Below are 19,696 nucleotides of genomic sequence, written 5' to 3' on the forward strand. Positions count from 1 at the left end.
ATGTAGATTAAAGGTTTAACTTTATTTTTTAATATAATAAAATAAAAAAATAAATTTTAAATGCCGATTTCCGCTATAAACTGCGAATTTTTAACCAACAACTTACTTAAATCAAGTGCGGGAGTTAATGATTTATGTTAGATTGAAAGCGCTTAGATTTAACTATTGGGGGAATTTAAGATATGCGAAAAAGAAACTACATTTATTTGTTTGGTTCGGCAATTTTAGGATTAACGATGTCGGCAATGCCGGTCAGTGCTGATGATGCAGCTGCGACAGCGCCTGTTAGTCAAGCCAGTTCCGTTCAGGTGGTTACCAATCCTGATCCGGCCAGTCAGCCGGGACAGGCTACTGATTGGTCGGATCCTGCCAAATATCAAGGATACGTACCGGTTCAAATTTTGGGGATCAATGACTTTCATGGTGGGCTTTCCAATACCGGTACCGCTCAGATTGGTGATCAGACCTATCAAAATACGGGGACGGCAGAACGACTGGCTGGCTCTTTGAATCAAGCAGAGAATGACTTTAAGGCGGCCAATCCGGATGGGACAACGATTCGTGTTGAAGCTGGTGACATGGTCGGCGCCTCACCAGCCAACTCGGCACTTTTGCAGGATGAATCCACCATGCATGCACTCAAGGCAATGCACATTGAGTATGGCACGCTGGGGAATCATGAGTTTGACGAGGGACTGGGCGAATTTAACCGAATCGTAACCGGTGGCCAGCCAACCAAGCAGTATAACGATGCTGAAATGGCCTACCCGCATGAAGCCTCAGACATCAACATTATTACAGCCAACGTGATTCTCAAGGGCACCAAGACTGATGATAACTATGGCGAGATTCCATATGGTTTTCAGCCTTACATCATCAAGGAAATTCATACCAGTGATAACAAGGTTGTTAAAATCGGCTTTATCGGCATTGAGACGACCGATTTGCCGATTCTGACGCTCTATGACAACTATAAGGATTATGAGATTCTTGATGAAGCCGAAACCATTGCTCATTATGAAAAAATTCTGCGCAATCAAGGCGTCAATGCGATCGTCGTCTTGGCACATACCGGGGTAGAGACCAAGAATGGCGAAACCAAGGGCACGGCGGTTGATATTATCCAAAAGCTCTACCAGATCGATCCTGACAATTCTGTCGACATCTACCTGGCTGGGCACTCTCATCAGTATGCCAATGCCACGGTTGGCTCAGTCAAACTGGTGCAGGCCATCTACACCGGCAAGGCTTATGATGACATCATTGGTTATATCAATCCGGCGACTAACGATTTTGCGCCTGACAGCCTCGTCTCACATGTCTTCCCGGTCCTTTCAGAAAAAGACAATCCGGCTGCCGTCAGCGACCCAACCGTTGCGGGAATCGTTGAGGATGCCACCAAGCGAGTGGCGCCAGTCATCAACCAAAAAATTGGGGAGGCAGCAACGCCAGAAACCATCACCGGTCGTCTGCATAATACGCCAACTCGAGAAAACCAGGCTGGTGAGCTGGTAGTTGATGGACAGTTGGCCGAAGCCAGAAAACTGGGCGTCAATGCTGACTTTGCAATGACCAATACTGGCGGGGTGCGGGCTGATCTGGTAGTTGAACCAGACCGCACGATTACTTGGGGGGCTGCCCAGGCAGTTCAGCCATTTGGCAACATTCTGCGGGTAGTTGAGATGACTGGCCAGCAGGTAATTGATGCCTTAAACCAGCAGTATGACGAAGATCAAAAGTATTATCTGCAGATTGCTGGTCTCAAGTACTACTACACTGACAGTGACGACCCTAACCAGCCATATCGCGTAGTGGCCGCTTATGATGAAAACGGGCAGCCGTTAGACATGAACAAAACTTATCGCGTGGTTATCAACGACTTTTTAGCTGGCGGTGGTGACGGCTTTACGGCCTTTAAGGGTACCAATCAGATTGCAGTGATTGGCGCGGATACGGAAGTCTTTATGAGCTACATTGCTGATCAAACCAATGCTGGTAATTTGATCAAGGCGCCAGTTACTGATCGCAAAAACTATCTGACGCCGGCAGAAGCTGAAGCCTTGCTGCATCCTGTTGTGCCGGATACGCCAGCGAACAGCGAAACTGGTCAGACTAATACCGAAAATAATGGTAATACTAATGGTTCAGCGGCTGATGCAAAGCAGAGCCAGGAAATTACGGTCGACAATTCGGCAGCGCTGCAATTAAAGATCGTTAATGGTCAGGACCAGACAGCTCCAGTTGCGATCGCGGTTAAGTCAACCGAACCAAAAGCCAGCCAGACCGCGCTGCCACAAACTGGTAATGACGAAAAATCTGCCTTGGCCTTGCTTGGGACGGCGCTGATCGGGTTGTCAGGCATGTTTGTAATTCGTCGTCGGCCACGGCGGCAAAAATAGCCTGGTCAAGCGGATATGAATTTAGGATCGAATAGCGGAAAGATTCAAAGCGGTTCGTCAACCATCATCGACTAAAGTCACGAGATTTTCGCCTAGACATAATAAAATGATGATGTGAATGGCTTGATCAGTATGTCGGTCCTAGGTTTAGTGAACCAATTGCTTTTCAAACTAAAAAATATTAGATAGCGTTATACAGAGCTTTTAACGGTTTTGCATAACGCTATTTTTTTAAAATGCTAGAATTTTTTGAATATGCAAATTCTTAATTTTCTTAACTTATTAGCTTGTTTTATTTATTTTATTAAGAAAAAATTAAATAAATGGCCACGGTTGAAAAAGCAAAATAAATTTGTTGATAAACTGTGAACATAAGGACGGTTGACAAGTCCAGTCAATTCCAATAGCATGAAAGTTACTCTAATCATTTTATAATGGTCAATTTAAAAATTTAAGTCACTGGCTAAAGGGGGGATGTTCAGTGACCAGCTATCAGATTATCTCAGTTGGCGATCAAGCACTGGCGATTGAGTTTGCCAATCGGATCGATCCAGTTGTCAATCGGCACTTGCAACAGATTGGGCGTTATATCTTAAAGCAGCATTTATCGGCAGTCAAAACGATTATTCCAGCCTATCGGACGCTGACCGTAACCTTTGATGGTGGCCAGACCAGCTTTGAAGAACTAAAAGATCAGCTTGAGCCGTTAATTGAAAAATCGATGAACGCACCACTGCCGCCATCCAAGACCTGGCTGATCCCAGTCTGCTATGGCGGCAAGTATGGTCCTGATTTGGAGGATGTTGCGCGTTTTGCTGGGCTAAGCACGGCGGAGGTCATTAAAGAGCATACCGCCCAGTCTTATCTGATCTACTTTTTGGGCTTTTTACCCGGTTTTGCCTACATGGGCAGCGTCGACCAAAAGATTGCCATGCCCCGGCTAGAACAGCCACGCTTGGAGATTCCGGCGGGCAGCGTTGGGATTGCTGGTGAGCAGACCGGGTTTTATCCAGTCGCTTCACCAGGCGGCTGGCGCATTATTGGGCAGACGCCGCTCAAGCTTTATGACGAAAAAAATCCCGCTAGTTTTTATCATGCTGGTGACAGTGTTAAGTTCTTTGCCGTTGACGAAGAGGAGTTTCAAAAGATCCAGCTGGCTGATCGGCTTGGCAAGTATCAAGTGAAGGCGGTGACATCAGATGCCGATGATTAATGTAATTGAACCAGGACTGCAGACCACTGTACAGGATCTGGGACGGCCAATGCATCAGATTAATGGTTTTCCGGCTTCTGGGGCAATGGATCAGACCGCTTTGCAGGTTGCTAATTTGTTGGTAGGCAACTCGCCGTATGCCGCTGCTTTAGAGTTTTCACTGACTGGGCCGACATTGCGTTTTATGGCGACGACGTTCATTGCCTTAACCGGAGCTGAATTTAATGCTCAGCTTAATGGTCAGCCAGTCAAAGGATATCGCTGCCTGCAAGTGCATACTGGCGATATATTGAAAATCGGACCCGCAATCAGAGGACGGATTGGCTATCTGGCAGTGGCGGGCGGTCTGCATTTGCCATTAGTACTTGACAGTCGTTCAACCACGCTGCGTTTAAAACTGGGCGGTATGGATGGACGAGCGTTAGTCAGTGGCGATCGCTTGCCAATCGAAGCTAAGCCTACTTTAGTCAGTTATTATCATCGACACGCACCAATGCCGGAATTGCCTGATTTGAAAACACCAGTTAAGATTAGCGTCTTAAAAGGACCACAGTGGGAAAAGTTTGATGAAAAAGATCATGAGCGATTTTTGTCTGGAACGTATACGGTGACGAATCAATCTGATCGAATGGGTTACCGGTTAAAAGGCGATGCCATGCAGACCAAACAGGAAAGCATGTTATCGGCAGCCACGGTAATGGGTGGTTTACAGGTGCCAGCCAATGGTGAACCAATTGTTTTAATGGCTGATCGACAAACGACTGGTGGCTATCCACTATTGGCAGTCGTGGCGACAGCGGACTTGTCTAAACTGGTGCAGTGCCGTCCAAAACAGCAGATTAAATTCGAACTGATCGAGCTGAATGCAGCCCAGGAACTGTTAAAACAGCAGCAGCAAAATTTAAAAGAGCTGCGTCATCGCATCAAAATGGCACGCTATCAAATGCCATATGGAATTACGCGAGAGGCCAGCCAGCGCATTCAACGACTTTTTAAGGAGTGATAGATTTGGATACCAAAAATATTGAAGAATTGATCAATCTGCTCAAGGAAAACGATCTAACTGAACTGGAATATGAAAAAGATGACGAGCATATCCGCATTAAACGTGCCAATAGCGAATCGTATGCGCAGCCGGTCAGTGTCAATCCACAGCATAGCAATCCCAGCCATCACATCATGGCCCCGAAAGAAGTCGTTACCAGTAGCAATACGATCAACGCGCCAACGATCGGTGTGTTTTATACGGCTAAATCACCACAGGATCCTCCATACGTCAAGCCAGGCGACCATATTAAGCAAGGCGATGTCGTTGGGGTGATTGAAGCCATGAAGGTCTTTACCAATGTGGTTGCTGATCGTGACGGCATCGTTGAAAAGGTTTTGGTAAATAATGAAGAGGGGGTTGAATATGACCAGCCGCTTATTCAAATTAAATAATTCCGTTAGTAAATGGCCCTTTCATAAGGTGCTGGTAGCCAATCGCGGTGAAATTGCGGTTCGGATCATTCGTACCTGCCGAGTATTGGGGCTGGCGACGGTGGCCGTTTATTCCGAAACCGATGCCAAATCACTGGCCGTTCAGCTTGCAGATCAGGCAGTCTGCATTGGTCCCGACAACGTTAATGCCAGTTACCTCAACATTGCAGCCATCATCTCAGCGGCCCAGCTTACTGGCGCTGATGCCATTCATCCTGGTTATGGCTTTTTGTCAGAAAGTCCTGAATTTGCGGATGCCTGTCTGGAAAACGGGATTAAATTGATTGGCCCAAGTGGTGATGTAATGCGACTGCTAGGCGATAAGGAACAGGCGCGTATGACGGTGGCTAAAGCTGGTCTGCCGGTCGTCAAAGGTAGCAGTACAACGATTGACAATTTGGCTGATGCTTTGGACCAGGCTCAAGAGATCGGTTACCCAATTATGGTTAAAGCTAGTGCAGGTGGCGGCGGAAAAGGCATGCGGATCGTCAATTCACCTAAAGAAATGGCGGCTAAGTTTACGGTTGCCCAAGATGAAGCCAAAGCCGCGTTTGGCAGCGGTCAGATGTATCTGGAACAGTATCTGGCCAATCCGCGGCATATTGAGGTGCAGATTGCTGCCGATCGTTATGGCAATGCGATTGCGTTGGGTGAACGGGACTGTACGATTCAAGCACGCCATCAAAAAGTTATGGAAGAAGCACCGGCTGTGGTAGTGCCCGCGCGAATTCGTGATGAGATGCTGCGGCGCTCAGCAGATGCGGTTGCCCAATTGAATTACGAGGGCGTCGGGACGATTGAGTTTTTGTATAACCATGATGGCTCTTATTACTTCATGGAGATGAATACCCGGATCCAAGTCGAGCATCCGATTACCGAGATGATTACCAATGTGGATTTGGTTGAGCTACAGCTGCGACTGGCGGCTGGTGCGGAATTAGAGCCGCAGTTGGTTGTCACGCACGGTTTTGCTTTAGAATGTCGCATCAATGCCATGACCCCTGGTAAGATTACTGGTCTGCATTTGCCAGGCGGCCAGGGCGTCCGTGTGGATACAGCGATCTATCAAGGCTATGTCGTACCCAACAGCTATGATGGAATGATCGCTAAAATTATTGTTTATGGTGATCGACGTCAGCGGGTTCTCCAACAAATGCAGGCCATCATTGATGAAACGGTGATTACTGGAATTCAGACCAATCTTGGATTATTGGCTCAGATTTTAAAAGAGCCATCATTCCAACGCTTAACAGCTACGGTCAACTGGTTGGATGACTTGCAGAAGCAGAAACATTAGCTAAGGTATTTAAGAAAGGGACTGCAAAATGAAAGTTGATTTGAACAGTGATCTGGGTGAAAGCTTTGGTCATTATGTTTTGGGAAATGACGAACAGATTCTGCCGCTGATTACTGCGGCCAACGTTGCCTGTGGGTTTCATGCTGGTGATCCCAACGTTATGGCTCAAACGGTAGCAATTGCTGAAAAAAATGGCGTAGCTATCGGTGCCCATCCCAGTTATCCAGACCGGATTGGCTTTGGTCGTCGGCACATGGACATGCAGCCGGAAAACGTTGAAAATATGATTACCTACCAAGTGGCGGCACTGCAAGGCTTTGTCAAAGGACATCGGCTGCATCATGTGAAACCGCATGGCGCGCTTTACAATGCAGCGGCTAAGAGTCTGCCATTGGCACTGGCAATTTGTCGCGGGATTAAGCGCGTTGATCCTGAATTGCCAATTTATGGGCTGGCTGGCAGTCAATTGATTACGGCAGCTCGTGAAATTGGTTTGCCTTATGCCAGCGAGGTGTTTGCTGATCGGGCTTATCAGGCTGATGGGACGCTGGTGCCTCGGGTCAAGCCGCATGCAGTGCTGCATGATCCGCAAGAAGTTGCCAAACGTGCGGTCCATATGATTCAAGATCAGGCTGTTACTGCAATTACTGGTGAGCACGTTGAGCTGCAAGTCGATACGATTTGCGTGCATGGTGACAATGAAGAAGCGTTGGCAATCGTACGGGCGCTGCGCTCAGCACTTAAAGATGCAGCAATTGAAATCGCACCTTTTGATCCCCACCATGCTTGATTTTGTAACTAACGACAGATTACATAAGGGAGGAAGATGTCTATGCAAAAGCACTCCAAAAATGGCGTATCTGAGCTGCCGGCAACTCATGATAAGAAATTACGTTCGGCTGCGATTGGTGGCGCGTTTTTAATGGCAATGTCCGCGGTTGGCCCTGGCTTTTTAACGCAAACGGCCACTTTTACGGGACAATTAGGAGCAGACTTTGGTTTTGCTATTTTAATTTGTATTTTAGTCGATATTGTCGTACAGCTGAATATTTGGCGGATTATCGTCGTTGCCGGCAAACGGGCCCAGGTTGTTGCCAATGACGTTTTTCCTGGTCTGGGCTATCTGCTGAGTGCATTGGTGGCAATTGGCGGTTTGTTTTTCAACATCGGGAACGTCGGCGGGGCTGGCTTAGGGCTTAATGTTTTGTTTGGCATCTCGCCGCAAGCCGGGGCGGTGTTGATCGGCATTTTTTCAATTATTGTCTTGGTAATTAAAGATGCTCTTAAAGCCGTTGATCGGACTGTTCAGGTATTGGCGGCCATCATTGTTCTGGTTTTGATCTACATTCTGTGCGTTATGAAGGTGCCTTACCAAACCGCGGTCGTTCATACGTTTAAGCCAACCCACATTGACTTTTACTCGATTTTGACGATCGTTGGCGGAACCGTTGGGGGCTACATCTCGTTTGCCGGTGGTCATCGTCTGTTGGCGGGCGGTGCCAGTGGTCAAAAAGATATCAAGTACGTTAATGAAGGTGCCTTGACGGGGATCGGGCTGGCATCAATCGTGCGGGTAATGCTCTTCTTAGCTGGTCTGGCAGTGGTTACGGCTGGCTACAAGCTCGATCCGGCCAATCCCGCGGCTTCGATTTTTAAATCCGCGGCCGGTAATTTTGGCTACAAGTTCTTTGGGCTGGTGTTGATCGCGGCCGGACTGTCTTCCGTTTTAGGCTCAACGTTTACCTCGGTCTCATTTCTGGACTATGCCGTCAGCAAGAAGGGCAATGCCAAGTTTGATCAGTTCCGCAGCTGGATTACGATCGGATTTATCGTTTTTGCCACGGCGATCTTCTATTTCATCGGTCAGCCAGCCAAGGTCCTGGTTGTGGTTGGCGCGCTGAACGGCTTTATCCTGCCAATCGCCTTGGGTATTCTGCTGGTTGCCGCGCACAAGTCCAAGATCATGGGGAGCGATTATCATCATCCGGCTTGGCTGACTTGGACGGGCTGGATCGTGGTTGCCTTCATGGCCTACTCCAGCATTGCCGCGGTTATGAAGCTACTTTAAGATAATTTATGACTGATGTGCTTAACCGTGCATCAGTCTTTTTATGTCAAAAAAGTACAACGTTATACATCTTTTAAACACGGGCTTGGAAACGATTGCTAAAACGTTACGAAACATGTTATGATGGTATGGTAAGATATCAGATGGTTTATTTTCAAGGAGGGGATAACAATGAAGAAAACTCGCATGATGATGTTTAGTCTGGTACTGTTTGGTCTGCTGCTGGTGGCGGTACCCGCGAAGGCAGCCAGCATCGATGCTACGGAAAGCACTGCTTCAGCGTTATCCTCTTTAGCCAGTCTGCCAGTCGCGACGGCCGTTGATGATGGCTGGGCCGTTTTAGGAGCGTTGGTGGTTGCTTTGCCAGGTGCATTCTATTTTGGCAAGAAAACCGACGAGAAGAGTCGTCAAAATGCCAAATCAGGCCAATCAAACCAGCTGCTGCTTAACTATCGCGGTCAACAAGGCACGGTTGAGCAAATGAGCGGCAAGCAGGGACTCTTTGGTCATATTGTTGGCGTTCGTCACCTGGTATTATATGAAGGTCGCGATTTTGAAGAGCTGGAAAATGATTTTCACGAAGCGGTCGATGAATACCTGGCTAAATATTAAAAAAACCGAGCACGGTCGCAAAAAGCGGCGGTGCTCTTTTATTACGTTGATTATTAGAGTATAATGAGAAAATGTTATCAATTTATAGGGAGTGGCATTTTGGCAAAGCGAGAATCAATCTATACCAAAGACGTGATTTTAGTCATGATTGCGTCTTTTTGCTTTATGTTCAGCAACATGTACTGTAATCCGCTGATTAATGGCTATGCGCAAAAGCTGGGAGCCAGCAGCACGTTTGCCGGCGTGATCGCGGGGATGATGAGTCTGGTGGCAATGTTTCTCAGACCGATTGCTGGTAATCTGACAGATCGAATCTCAAAGTATCGGCTGGCTTCTTGGGGCGGCCTGCTGAGTTTTATTGGTGTGACTGGCTATATTTTTGTATCCAACAGTGGCCTGCTGATGTTGTTTCGCTTGATCAACGGGACGGGGTACGTTTTGTGTACCGTCTGCATGACGACTTGGCTGGCCAGCTTGGTCCCATTGTCGCATGTTGGGGAGGCGATGGGACTGTATGGAATCATGAATGCACTGGCAATGGCGTTTGCACCGGCAGTCTCCATTAATCTGTATCATGTAATCGGCTACCGGCCTGCCATTATCGTCTCGGCCGCGGCGGCGCTTTTGGTTGCGGTAATCGTTCAGTTTGTGAGTGATCGTTCCGTACCGGTAAAGAAATTACGCTCAAATGGGTCTGGCCGAATCAAGATCATTCAAAAAAGCGCGCTGCCAGTTGCGGCCATGACGGCTCTGTTTGCGATTCCTTACTTTGCTACACAGGCTGATATCGTGACCTATGTTGAGCAGCGTCACTTAACGGTTGCCGTGGGCGCGTACTTTATGATCTATGCAGCAGTTTTATTGGTGATTCGGCTTTGTCTGCGCACTAAATTCGACACGGTTCGTTTCGGTAAATGGCTGATCGTCAGTTTGTTGGCCAATGTTTTTTATTTGATCATGCTGTCAATTATGAAAACCAATTGGGAAATGGCTTTGGCGGCCGCTGGCATGGCAATGGGATATGGCATCATCTACTCAGTCTGTCAGTCAACGGCTCTGATGCTGGCGCCACAAGGAGAACAGGGACTGGCCAGTTCAACGTTTTTCCTGGGCGTTGACATTGGGATGACGCTGGGACCGGTTTTAGGGGGCTTGATTGACCAGTATCTGCCGCTTAAAGCTTTTTACCCGGTCATGTTGATTATCGTGCCAATCATTTTCTTGATCTATTTAGGAGACCGCAAAGAGTTAAACGGCGCGGTTGCAAAACATTAAAAAAACGCTGGGTTGTCAGATGCAATCCAGCGTTTTACATATCTGTTGCTTAATTATCAGCCAGGTCAGCCCAGGTCTGGTGAGTATAAGCCATTTGCCAAAAGCCCAGCTCATAGCTGCTGTTGCGCAAAAAGGCCGTCATCATCTGTTGTTTGACGGTTTCACTACTGTTGGCAGCCAGTTCGTTGACCAAGCCGATCAGCTGTTGAGTACTGGTATCAAAGCCGACTGTCTGATAGCTGTCAAAAAATGCTTGGTAGACGGGAACGGGACTGGTCTGATCTTTCCAGTAGTCGGCAATCTCATCATAAAGCCAGTAGCAGGGTAAAAGAGCGGTCACGGCAGCAGCGGGATCAACGCTCAGCTGATGCTCCATATGGGTAATGTAAGCGTAGTTGTTAGGAGCGATGGGAGCTTGCTGAATCTCTGCTGGACTGAGCTTGAGCTGTTGCAGCATTGGACTGCGCTGAACGTCTTCTCCGGAACCGTTAGCCAGCTTTAAGAGCAGCGCGCCCTGTGATTGAGAAAGCAGGGCGGCAGTTTTTTCGTGCAGCTTTTCAAACGCGGTCAGGTATTTGGTATCCTGCGTCAGATAATAGCGAAAGGTTGCCAATGGCAGTTTACCGCTGGCCAGTTCAGTGATAAATGGATGGTGAATGCTTTTTTGCCAGAGTGGTGCAGCTGCTTGATGCAGTTTTTCAGAAAATTTAGTGGTTTTTGAGTCGTTCATAAAAATTTCACCTGGTTGATTTAGTATAAAGAATTGATATGCTGAACGGTTTTTTGAATGTCAGCGCTTTGCAGAATCATTGAGATCATTGAAAGGCCAGCGACTCCGGCAGCAAGCGTCTGGATCATGTTGGCTTCGGTAATGCCGCCAATGGCCACGATTGGATGGGTGCTTATCGTGACCAACCCATGCAGTTTTTCAAGTCCCATAGCTGGATCAGCATCATTTTTGGAGCTGGTTGGAAAAATCGGTCCGCTGCCAACATAGGCTACCGGCAGCTGATTAGCGTGCTTGATCTGTGCTGGCTGATTGCATGAATAGCCGACAAACATAGTGTTGCCAACCGCGGCTAAGACCTGTTCGACACGCTGATCCTTTTGACCAACGTGGATGCCGTCAGCGTTGATTGCCTGGGCCAATTCAACGTCATCATCAACGATCAGCGGAATATGGTGCTGATCGGCCAGCCTGCGCAGTTTCAATCCCAGCTGCACGCGCTGTTCTTGGTTGAGTTGGCTGGTGCCTTTTTCGCGATACTGAAAGGCGGTAATGCCGCTGTCCATTGCGATTGATACGTCATTTAGAAACCGTTTTGGATCATGATTGACGTCTTGGGTGCCGCCAACCAGATAGCAGTGAAGCATTTCTTCTCTAAATTGCATACTGCCCTCCTAGACTGCCCAGTGATTCAAAGGACCATGCCCGTGACCAACCTGGATGCCGTCGCGAATCGTGGCTTCCACGTAGGCCTTGCCGATGCGAATCGCGTTTTCCATTGATACGCCCTTAGCCAGCTCGGCGGTAATGCAGGCAGAGATCGTATCACCAGTCCCATGCGTGCGTTTGGTGTCGATCCGAGGAGAGATCATCCAAAAGCTGGATCCATCAGCCAGCAATACAAAGTCACTGGCCTGTTTTTGATCATTAAAATGACCGCCCTTAACCAAGACATTCTTGGCGCCTAAAGCCTGCAGCCGCTGCCCAGCTTTTTTCATATCGGCGTTGTTTTTGATCGTCATTTCAGCCAGTGCCTCTGCTTCCGGCAGGTTGGGCGTTACTAGATCGGCGAGGGGAAGCAGCTTGGTCCTGACCGTGCTGATCGCCTCATCGGTCAACAGATGCGCGCCGCCTTTTGCAATCATGACTGGATCAACTACCAGTGGTCCAAAATCGGATTGTCTAAGATTGGCGACGACGGTTTCAACGGTTTCAGTATCAGCCAGCATGCCCGTTTTGCAGGCGCGAATTTTTAAATCGGCGCTTAATGAAGAGAACTGTTCATCAATGATTTTTTTAGGCAGCGGCATGGCGTCTTGAACGCCCAGCGTGTTTTGTGCCGTAATGGCGACTAAAACAGTCGTGGCAAAAACATGCCGCATCTGCATGGTTTTTAGATCTGCCTGCATGCCTGCGCCGCCACCTGAATCAGAGCCAGCAATCGAAAGGGCTTGTGGAAATTCATTAATCATCTTTAGTCCTCTTTCTGTAATTCGGTTTGCCAGGCTGCAATCAATTGATCATCGGCTTGGTAAAGATTGTCCAAAAACATGTCATACCAGCGGCTTGGCATCTGGGTATTGTTAGCAGCGGCCTGGCCGGCTAAGGCAAAGACCTCGCAAGCCGTGGCGGCCGCTTCCAAGACACTGCCGCCCAAACCGATAAAGGCCGCGATAATACTGGAAAGCATGTCGCCAGTTCCCACATGAACGGCAAACAGCGGCGAGCCAAATGGAACCTTGATGACTTTTTGACCATCAGTAATGATATCTACGGCTCCAGTCATCGCAACGACGGTTTGATATTTTTGAGCACATTTCTGCGCGATGGCGGTCAGATCACCATCCCCAGATCCCGCGTCGATGCCATGGCTTTGCCAGTCAATCCCAGCTAACGCAGCAATCTCGCCGGCATTTCCGCGGATGCAGGCAAAGTGATACTTGCTCAAAAGTTCGTTGGCAACCTGAGTACGATAGGCGCTGCCGGCACAGGCAACCGGGTCAAAAACGGCTGGGACCTCTAAAAACTGCGCGGCATCCATAACCGCCAGCATCTCTTTTCTTTGTGCGGCTTCAACGGTTCCCAGATTAATCGTGACGGCCTGGGCAATCTTAACCATGTCTTCGGCTTCTTCGGGCGCTTTGGACATGATTGGCGAAGCGCCTAAAACGTTTAAGCCATTGGCAACATCAGCGGGCGTAACCATATTAGCAACCGTTAAGACGACCGGATTTTGTTTGCGCAGCTGTGCAATCAGACTCATATGAATTCCTCCTTTGATTGGCTGAAATAAAAAATCCGCGAACTCGTTAAAACGCTCGCGGATCTGGTTGATTCCAATTCAAAAAAGAAGCACTTTCCTTCGCAAGCATCGACTTAACAGGTTCAAAGAGTTTACGCGTCACTGCGCGCGTCTCAGTCCAGAACATGGACTCCCCTAGTGCGGAAAAATATTCAACTTAGTTTTTAGTATAGCAGAAAATTCAAATTTAAAAAGACTTAATTCGTTCAATTAGGCTGAGATGCTCAATTTCAATCAATAAAGTCATTTGCTATGCAATTCTGTTTTTGAAAACTTATCAAGCAGTCAATTCAGTGATAGATTAATTATAATTATATTAAAAAGGGGGGATGGATATGCCAAATCATCAAGCAGGTAAAATCAGCTTTGCCTCGGTGTTTTTGTTTGGCATCAACAGCATGGTCGGGTCCGGCATCTTTTTATTGCCTGGCGTGCTGTTTCAAGATGCCGGCAACTGGAGCCTGACCTTGATTCTGTTGGCGGCATTGGCAGTCTTGGCAATGGCCTATTGTTATGCCGAGATGGCGCATCACTTTTCGGGGAATGGCGCGGGCTGGTATTATACCTACAAAGAGTTTGGCCGATTTTGGGGCTTTGAGATCGGGCTGTTTACCTGGCTGCAGGGCGCCGCGGCGATTGCTACCGAGATCGCGGCTTTTTTACGCGGGCTGCGACCATGGCTACCAAGATTAAGTGAGATTACGGTCTATCGCTGGGCCGGATTGGGAATGATTCTGATTTTACTGACGATCCGGTTACTGGGTAAAAAGGCGTCAACCTGGGCCAATAACTTTTCAACGGTCTTGAAGCTGGCAGTTTTGGGATTGTTTGTCGTGCTGGGGATTTTTTACGTCAAGCCGGGCAACTTTAATGCTTCGGTCCATAATTCGCTTAGTGACTTTGATCATGCATTTATGCTGATCTTCTTTATGTTTCCAGGATTTTCGTTTCTGCCGGTACAGGCATCGTCCATTCACAATTCCAAAAAGAACCTGCCAAAGCTTTTGATTGGCGTGGTCATTAGCGTTGCAGTCATCTATGTGATTACCATGGGCGTGGCGATCGGGATGCTTGGCAATCGAATCGACAACGTGGACGCACCACTGGCCTGGGCGTTTGGTCAGCAGTTTGGCAAGCTGGGCGAGGCCGTTATTATGATCGGCATGTTAGGATCGATTGCCGGCGTGGCGATCTCAATGTTTTACAGTACGCCATACGTGGTCTCATCGCTGGCAAATGAAAAGGCGCTGCTGCCTAAGTTTATCGGCATTAAGACTAAAAATGGCGTTCCATACGTGGCTACGCTTTTAACGGCCGGTATCGTTTTGATTTTGGTAATGACAGGAGATTATCTGGCGCTGATTCCCTGCAGCATCATGATTGCCGTCGTTCAGTACGCATTCGTGGCGATGGCAACCATCAAGCTTGAATTTGCGGATTTAAAGCGGCGGCATGCACAAGGCAAGATTGACCATATTGATATTTATGAAATGGTGCTGGCCGTGATAGCATTACTGTGCTGTTTATTTTTGGCCCGTTTTGTAACCCCTTTGGCAATCGAGATCACGGCTGGCATCGCATTGGTCGGGGTGGTCAGCTATCTGGGACAGCTGATTAGGCGGCCGCCAGCTGAAAATTAGCCAAAGACAGCGCTTTCCATCCGCGTTATAATCGGATTAGATGATTTAGAAGCGGAGGGATTTTTAATGACGGAAATCAATTCATACGTCGATTTAAAATGGCTGTCGGTCATTGAAAAGTTTCGCCATGAAGCCAAAGAAAATGATGACGCGCGTGATGCCGGGCTGAATCCGTACCCAGAAAACGTTGATCGCTTTGACAACATTCGCTATGGTGATCATGGTGATGACAACCTGCTCGATTTGTATCGGCCGCATCGCTATCAAGGAAAACTGCCGGTGATCGTGCACGTGCATGGCGGCGGCTACGTTTATGGTACCAAAGAAACCTATCAATTCTATGGACTGGCGATGGCACGGATGGGTTTTGCCTTTATCAACTTTAACTATCGCAAGGCACCAGAAGTTGAATACCCAAGCGAGCTGCGGGAAACTAACCGAGTCTTTCACTGGCTGGTACAGCACGCCGACAAGTATGATCTGGATCTCAACAACGTCTTTATTGCTGGCGACAGTGCCGGCGCGCAGATGGCAGAACAGTATCTGGTCATGTATACCAATCCAGAATATGCGCAGCTGCTGGAAATGCAGATGCCGGATTTAAAATTGAAAGCCGGCCTGCTCAACTGCGGCTGTTACTTTTTGGAACGGCAGCTGGCTCAGCCAAGCGTTCTGGATGCCTATTTTACTGGACATGCCCGTTCGCTGCATCCACACGATCTGAAAGTAGAAGACTATATTACCAAGGACTTTTTGCCGGTCTTTGTTATGACTGCCAACCAAGACTTTCTGCATGATACGGCTGTCCGCTTTGATCAGTATCTGCTTGATCGTAAAATTCCGCATGAGTTTAGAAGCTATGGCGATTCACAACACCCCCGCGGTCATGTTTTCCATGTCAACCAAAAGGATCCCGAAATCGCGGCCCGCTGCAATGCGGATGAGATCGATTTCTTGCGACGCTTTATCGATTAGTGGCGAATATTCGCTTAAAAATCAGTGAAGAAATGCCTAATGTTGAAATAAAATCTTCGGCTCAAAAATTGGGTCGGGGATTTTTTGATGTTTGCTGCCAGTGGCTAATTAACCTATAATGAAAAATAGTCTATCAATGGGGGAATGAGAATGGATCATCAGCCAGACATGCGGGACTGGTCGTTTGCCAAGCGGGCGTTAGCTGAGATTCAGCAGGCCAAGCGCAAAAAATGGTACAGCTTTTGGGTGCAAGTTGAGCTGCCAGACGGAAAAAAACACTGGTATCAATTACCCAAAGACGTTCAGTATGCAATGCGGCAGCACGAAAAAAAGCATCGTCAAGACTGGTTTTTGATCATTAAAGGCGCTTTGATCAACGTGCCGGTTTCAGCATATGATGAACAGGGCAATGTTGCGCTGAAAACTGGCGTGATTCGTCGAGCCGAGCGTCGCCATCAGCATACGTCTGATCCAGCTCAGATCTCACGCAGTCAATTTGTCCAGCCACGCTACAGCTGGTGGGGCATCAGCAATCAAAAAGAAATGATCGTCTATCTGCAGCATGATCATAATCAAGGTAATCGTGAACAAATCAAACGTGATGTCAAAATCATCAATCGCAACTGGCAAAGAGCACGCTGGCAGGCTCCTTGCCGCTTGATGCTCAAGTACAGTCTGGCAGTCAGCTGCCTGGTGATGCTGTGCAGCTGGTCGATCGTGCGCGGGCTGCTGTTGGTTGGTGGACTGATTGGGCTGATCTTTTCGCTTTGGCTGGACTGGTATCTCAGACCAGCCGCTTAGCTGACTGCCAAAAAGCAGGAGATTGCTTGTTACCATGCTCATTAGAATCGTTTAGAATAGCAAATGACGCTGGATCAAGGCTTGACCCAGCGTCATTTTTTAAGATTGAATCTTGATTTTGAGACTATTTATAGTTATTCAGCGCGTTTTGCAGCTCGGCTTTAATCTGGTCAACCAGGGCAGCTGGTTCCAGGATCTTAACCTGTGAACCGGCACTGAGCAGCCAGATCAAGGCGCCTTGAATATTGGCCACGTGGGTTTCGATGACGACGTTTTCCTCATCGGCAGCCAGCTGATCAAAGTCGAACGACTCTTGTTTTCTGGCGTCATAGATCGGCGTAGTTAGGTCATATTCATGATAGACCTTGGCTGCATAGGGAAATTTGTCGAGTGATGGCTCAATGATGCGGCGCGCACAGCGGAACACGATTTTTTCGACCGTCCCGTTGATGCTGCCGAACATGTTGGCCAGACTGTTGATGTTGGCGCTGCGGCTGGTTTCAATAGCATCGGGATCACAATCAATCGGTAGACTGGTCAGACTGGCCTGTTGAATGCGGTCGATCCGGTAGTTGCGAATGTTGTTAGCTTTTTCCGGCACGTTGTATAAAATTGCGCGCAGATAAAAGTAATGATCGTTAAAATCAATGCTTAACGGATCCAGTTCGCGCTGGGCAATCTGACCATGCGCGTCTTGGTAGGTGATTTTTAAGACGTGCTGATCCGACAGGGCATGGCAGATCGTTTCAAAGGTATTGACGTCAACCAGCGATTGAACGGGCTGATACTCATCACGACTGGGCTTTAAAAGTACCTTGAAAAGCTCATCTTTATTGACAACCTTAAATGGAGCCATCAATCCCTTGATAACCGCGGAAAGATCGGCTTTGCTGAAGGCACGGCTGGCAATGATGATTTTGGCGATAATCAAAGTGCGGCGAAAATCAATCGTTTTGGGTGCCGTGTTTAATCGAAAAATCCGATCATGATCATTGAACGACTGGACGGTGATCTCCATTGGTGCCAGCCATTGCTTGATTTTATTGAAGTTCTTGTTGATGGCATCTGATTTGACATTGGCCACGGCTTCGATCTCGCTGCTGGTTACCATCCCTTCCGTCAGCAGCTTGATCAGCATGAAGTGTGCAGCTTGTCCCTTAGTGTCGGCCATTGAAAACTCCCCTTTTTAAAATATGATTATACCAAATAAAATTTCAATGGTTAGTCGACTGATCATGGATATGGAAACTGATTAAAATCATATTAACAAGTACTAATAGTCGTTTTAAACCAGCTATCACTTGTTCGATCTAAGCAGCTTAGCGGTTCATTAGCGACTGTTTGACTGGCAAAAGCAGCATTTCCGATATCTAAAATGTTTGCGGATATGATTTCCGCACATGACAGTACAATTTAATTTAGTAAATCAAAAACGTTTATTTTGATTTAAATTAAAAAATATATTGACATTCTAATTTAATTATCATAAACTAACACCATTAAATCTTGACCAGGCTTAAAACAGAAAGGAGCCGTTTAAAATGGAATTTCAATTAAAAGTTCAATTTAATCAACAAACGGCTCTCCAAAAACAAGCCCTGCTGATGCTGTCAATCAAGGACCCGATTATTATTCAGTGCTGACTGAAAATAATTTGGCCCTTCTTTAGCTTGGCTGGGGGCCTCAAATGAAGCTCTCATTCAAAGCGAATGGGAGCTTTTATTTTGCCGGTCATAGGTTTGCTAAACGATTCGACATAAGATACATGAAAGAGGGAATCTACCATGATGTTTTCACAATGTGGACCACAACGTTTTATTTCTGCCAATGATGCCTATGACTACCTGCCAACTTATTTCGAGGAAGGCGGCATCAAGAAGGTGCTGTTCCTGCATGGTGAAAAGTCATGGGCCGCGGCTAAGCCTTACATGCCAGAGATGCCAGCCAGCGTAGCAATCATTGACGTGCCCTTCAATGGCGAGTGCTCCTATGAAGAAATCGCACGCGTCAAAGAGATTGCAACGCAAAATCAGGTTGATATGGTGATCGGTCTGGGCGGCGGCAAGTGCCTGGATACCGTCAAAAGCGTTACGCAGGGAACCAATTTTAAACTAGGCCTGATTCCAACCTTGGCCAGCAACTGCGCGCCATGGTCGGCTTTAAGCGTGCACTACCATGAAAACGGCGAGCATATCAATCACGAGATCTATCATGAAACGGCCGACATTATGCTGCTTAACCCTCAAGTAATCGTCAACTCGCCAATCAACTATTTCGTTGCGGGAATTGGCGACACGCTGGCCAAGTACTACGAATCCGAGATGATTTTTGAAAACATGCAGCCAGAACAGTTCAACACGCAGCTGACGATCTCGCGGGCAATGGCTCAGGCCTGCCGCGACGACCTGCTGGAAAACTCGGAACAGGCAATTGCTGACATGAAGAAGGGTGAGGTGACGCCGGTCTTTCGTAAGGTAGTTGAGACGGTGATCGTAACTTCTGGCCTGGTTGGCGGCTGGGGCGACTACTTTGCACGGGCAACCGGTGCTCATTCAGTTCATGATGCTTTGACCGTCTTTCCAGCAACCAGTGATTCGCTGCATGGCGAACGGGTTGCTTATGGGATTCTGGTACTTTTGGCTCTTGAAAAGCGTGAGGATGAAATGGCTGAGCTCTTGCCGCTTTACCGTAGCATGGGTCTGCCGGTATGCCTTGCTGATCTGAATCTTGATGGCTCAGATCAAGACGTGGTGGCGCAGATTGCCCACGACACTTCCGCAGACGGTACGCAGATTCATTTTCTGCCAATCGATACGGGTGAACAGGCTGTTGCACGGGCGATTACCCGCGTTGAAGAAATCACGGCTGGCGAAACGGTTGCTTAAAATAAAGGATCGGCTGGCGGTAC

18 protein-coding genes and 1 riboswitch are annotated in these 19,696 nt (G+C 47.8%); of the genes, 13 read left to right on the plus strand and 5 right to left on the minus strand.

Going from position 1 to position 19,696, the window contains the following annotated elements; all coding sequences use genetic code 11:
• The first annotated feature begins 182 nt into the window (after positions 1-182).
• The 9 genes from FC47_RS04635 (at position 183) to FC47_RS04675 (ending at position 10,343) form a co-directional block, all read left to right on the plus strand.
• Positions 183-2,399, plus strand: coding sequence for a bifunctional metallophosphatase/5'-nucleotidase (locus tag FC47_RS04635; protein WP_056968174.1), 2,217 nt, complete (start codon positions 183-185; stop codon positions 2,397-2,399).
• 481 nt (positions 2,400-2,880) lie between these two features.
• Positions 2,881-3,612 (plus strand): 5-oxoprolinase subunit PxpB, encoded by a 732-nt coding sequence (gene pxpB, locus FC47_RS04640; protein WP_006499883.1) that lies wholly within the window; start codon positions 2,881-2,883, stop codon positions 3,610-3,612.
• Entirely contained in the window at positions 3,599-4,615 is a 1,017-nt protein-coding gene (locus FC47_RS04645) for a 5-oxoprolinase subunit C family protein (protein ID WP_033935078.1), read from the plus strand. The genes pxpB and FC47_RS04645 overlap by 14 nt, the downstream gene beginning before the upstream one ends.
• Positions 4,612-5,052 carry an acetyl-CoA carboxylase biotin carboxyl carrier protein gene (locus FC47_RS04650; RefSeq protein ID WP_225364244.1) on the plus strand — a complete coding sequence of 147 codons (441 nt, stop codon included), beginning with the start codon at positions 4,612-4,614 and terminating at the stop codon, positions 5,050-5,052. Before FC47_RS04645 ends, FC47_RS04650 begins: the two co-directional genes overlap by 4 nt.
• A complete protein-coding gene (locus FC47_RS04655) occupies positions 5,024-6,388 on the plus strand; it encodes an acetyl-CoA carboxylase biotin carboxylase subunit (protein ID WP_033935079.1) in 1,365 nt (454 codons plus the stop codon). Before FC47_RS04650 ends, FC47_RS04655 begins: the two co-directional genes overlap by 29 nt.
• 28 nt (positions 6,389-6,416) lie before the next feature.
• Positions 6,417-7,178 carry a LamB/YcsF family protein gene (locus FC47_RS04660; RefSeq protein ID WP_033935080.1) on the plus strand — a complete coding sequence of 254 codons (762 nt, stop codon included), beginning with the start codon at positions 6,417-6,419 and terminating at the stop codon, positions 7,176-7,178.
• Between the two features lie 42 nt (positions 7,179-7,220).
• Positions 7,221-8,456 (plus strand): NRAMP family divalent metal transporter, encoded by a 1,236-nt coding sequence (locus FC47_RS04665; protein ID WP_006499877.1) that lies wholly within the window; start codon positions 7,221-7,223, stop codon positions 8,454-8,456.
• 171 nt (positions 8,457-8,627) lie between these two features.
• Positions 8,628-9,068: a hypothetical protein gene (locus FC47_RS04670; RefSeq protein ID WP_039945727.1), complete on the plus strand. Its 441-nt coding sequence runs from the start codon at positions 8,628-8,630 to the stop codon at positions 9,066-9,068.
• Between the two features lie 99 nt (positions 9,069-9,167).
• Positions 9,168-10,343 carry an MFS transporter gene (locus FC47_RS04675; RefSeq protein WP_056968176.1) on the plus strand — a complete coding sequence of 392 codons (1,176 nt, stop codon included), beginning with the start codon at positions 9,168-9,170 and terminating at the stop codon, positions 10,341-10,343.
• A gap of 49 nt (positions 10,344-10,392) precedes the next feature.
• Here FC47_RS04675 and FC47_RS04680 read toward each other — a convergent pair whose 3' ends face one another.
• Genes FC47_RS04680 through thiM form a run of 4 tightly spaced genes read right to left on the minus strand, consistent with a single transcriptional unit; the run spans position 10,393 to position 13,333 of the window.
• The gene (locus tag FC47_RS04680; protein WP_056968178.1) at positions 10,393-11,073 is read right to left on the minus strand and encodes a TenA family protein; all 681 of its coding nucleotides are present in this window, start codon (positions 11,071-11,073) and stop codon (positions 10,393-10,395) included.
• Between the two features lie 20 nt (positions 11,074-11,093).
• Positions 11,094-11,735 (minus strand): thiamine phosphate synthase, encoded by a 642-nt coding sequence (thiE, locus tag FC47_RS04685; protein ID WP_039945725.1) that lies wholly within the window; start codon positions 11,733-11,735, stop codon positions 11,094-11,096.
• Positions 11,736-11,744: 9 nt separating this feature from the next.
• Positions 11,745-12,542 (minus strand): bifunctional hydroxymethylpyrimidine kinase/phosphomethylpyrimidine kinase, encoded by a 798-nt coding sequence (thiD, locus tag FC47_RS04690; RefSeq protein WP_006499872.1) that lies wholly within the window; start codon positions 12,540-12,542, stop codon positions 11,745-11,747.
• A gap of 2 nt (positions 12,543-12,544) precedes the next feature.
• Positions 12,545-13,333, minus strand: a complete 789-nt coding sequence (thiM, locus tag FC47_RS04695) for a hydroxyethylthiazole kinase (protein WP_006499871.1) — start codon at positions 13,331-13,333, stop codon at positions 12,545-12,547.
• Between the two features lie 77 nt (positions 13,334-13,410).
• Positions 13,411-13,519, minus strand: a riboswitch (TPP riboswitch).
• Positions 13,520-13,707: 188 nt separating this feature from the next.
• Between thiM and FC47_RS04700 the strand changes: the two genes are divergently transcribed.
• The 3 genes from FC47_RS04700 (at position 13,708) to FC47_RS04710 (ending at position 16,788) form a co-directional block, all read left to right on the plus strand.
• The gene (locus FC47_RS04700) at positions 13,708-15,012 is read left to right on the plus strand and encodes an APC family permease (protein ID WP_045025324.1); all 1,305 of its coding nucleotides are present in this window, start codon (positions 13,708-13,710) and stop codon (positions 15,010-15,012) included.
• 66 nt (positions 15,013-15,078) lie between these two features.
• Entirely contained in the window at positions 15,079-15,987 is a 909-nt protein-coding gene (locus tag FC47_RS04705; protein ID WP_056968181.1) for an alpha/beta hydrolase, read from the plus strand.
• 150 nt (positions 15,988-16,137) lie between these two features.
• Positions 16,138-16,788: a DUF7679 family protein gene (locus FC47_RS04710; RefSeq protein WP_006499867.1), complete on the plus strand. Its 651-nt coding sequence runs from the start codon at positions 16,138-16,140 to the stop codon at positions 16,786-16,788.
• 124 nt (positions 16,789-16,912) lie between these two features.
• Here FC47_RS04710 and FC47_RS04715 read toward each other — a convergent pair whose 3' ends face one another.
• On the minus strand, positions 16,913-17,959 hold the full coding sequence (locus tag FC47_RS04715) for a helix-turn-helix transcriptional regulator (protein WP_056968182.1): 1,047 nt from the start codon (positions 17,957-17,959) through the stop codon (positions 16,913-16,915).
• A gap of 613 nt (positions 17,960-18,572) precedes the next feature.
• On the opposite strand from FC47_RS04715, the gene FC47_RS04720 reads away from it, so the two are divergent.
• Complete coding sequence (locus FC47_RS04720; protein ID WP_006499865.1) at positions 18,573-19,673, plus strand: iron-containing alcohol dehydrogenase family protein; 1,101 nt, start codon at positions 18,573-18,575, stop codon at positions 19,671-19,673.
• Positions 19,674-19,696 lie beyond the last annotated feature (23 nt).

It is taken from the genome of Limosilactobacillus mucosae DSM 13345, from assembly GCF_001436025.1.
Classification (GTDB): Bacteria; Bacillota; Bacilli; order Lactobacillales; family Lactobacillaceae; genus Limosilactobacillus; species Limosilactobacillus mucosae.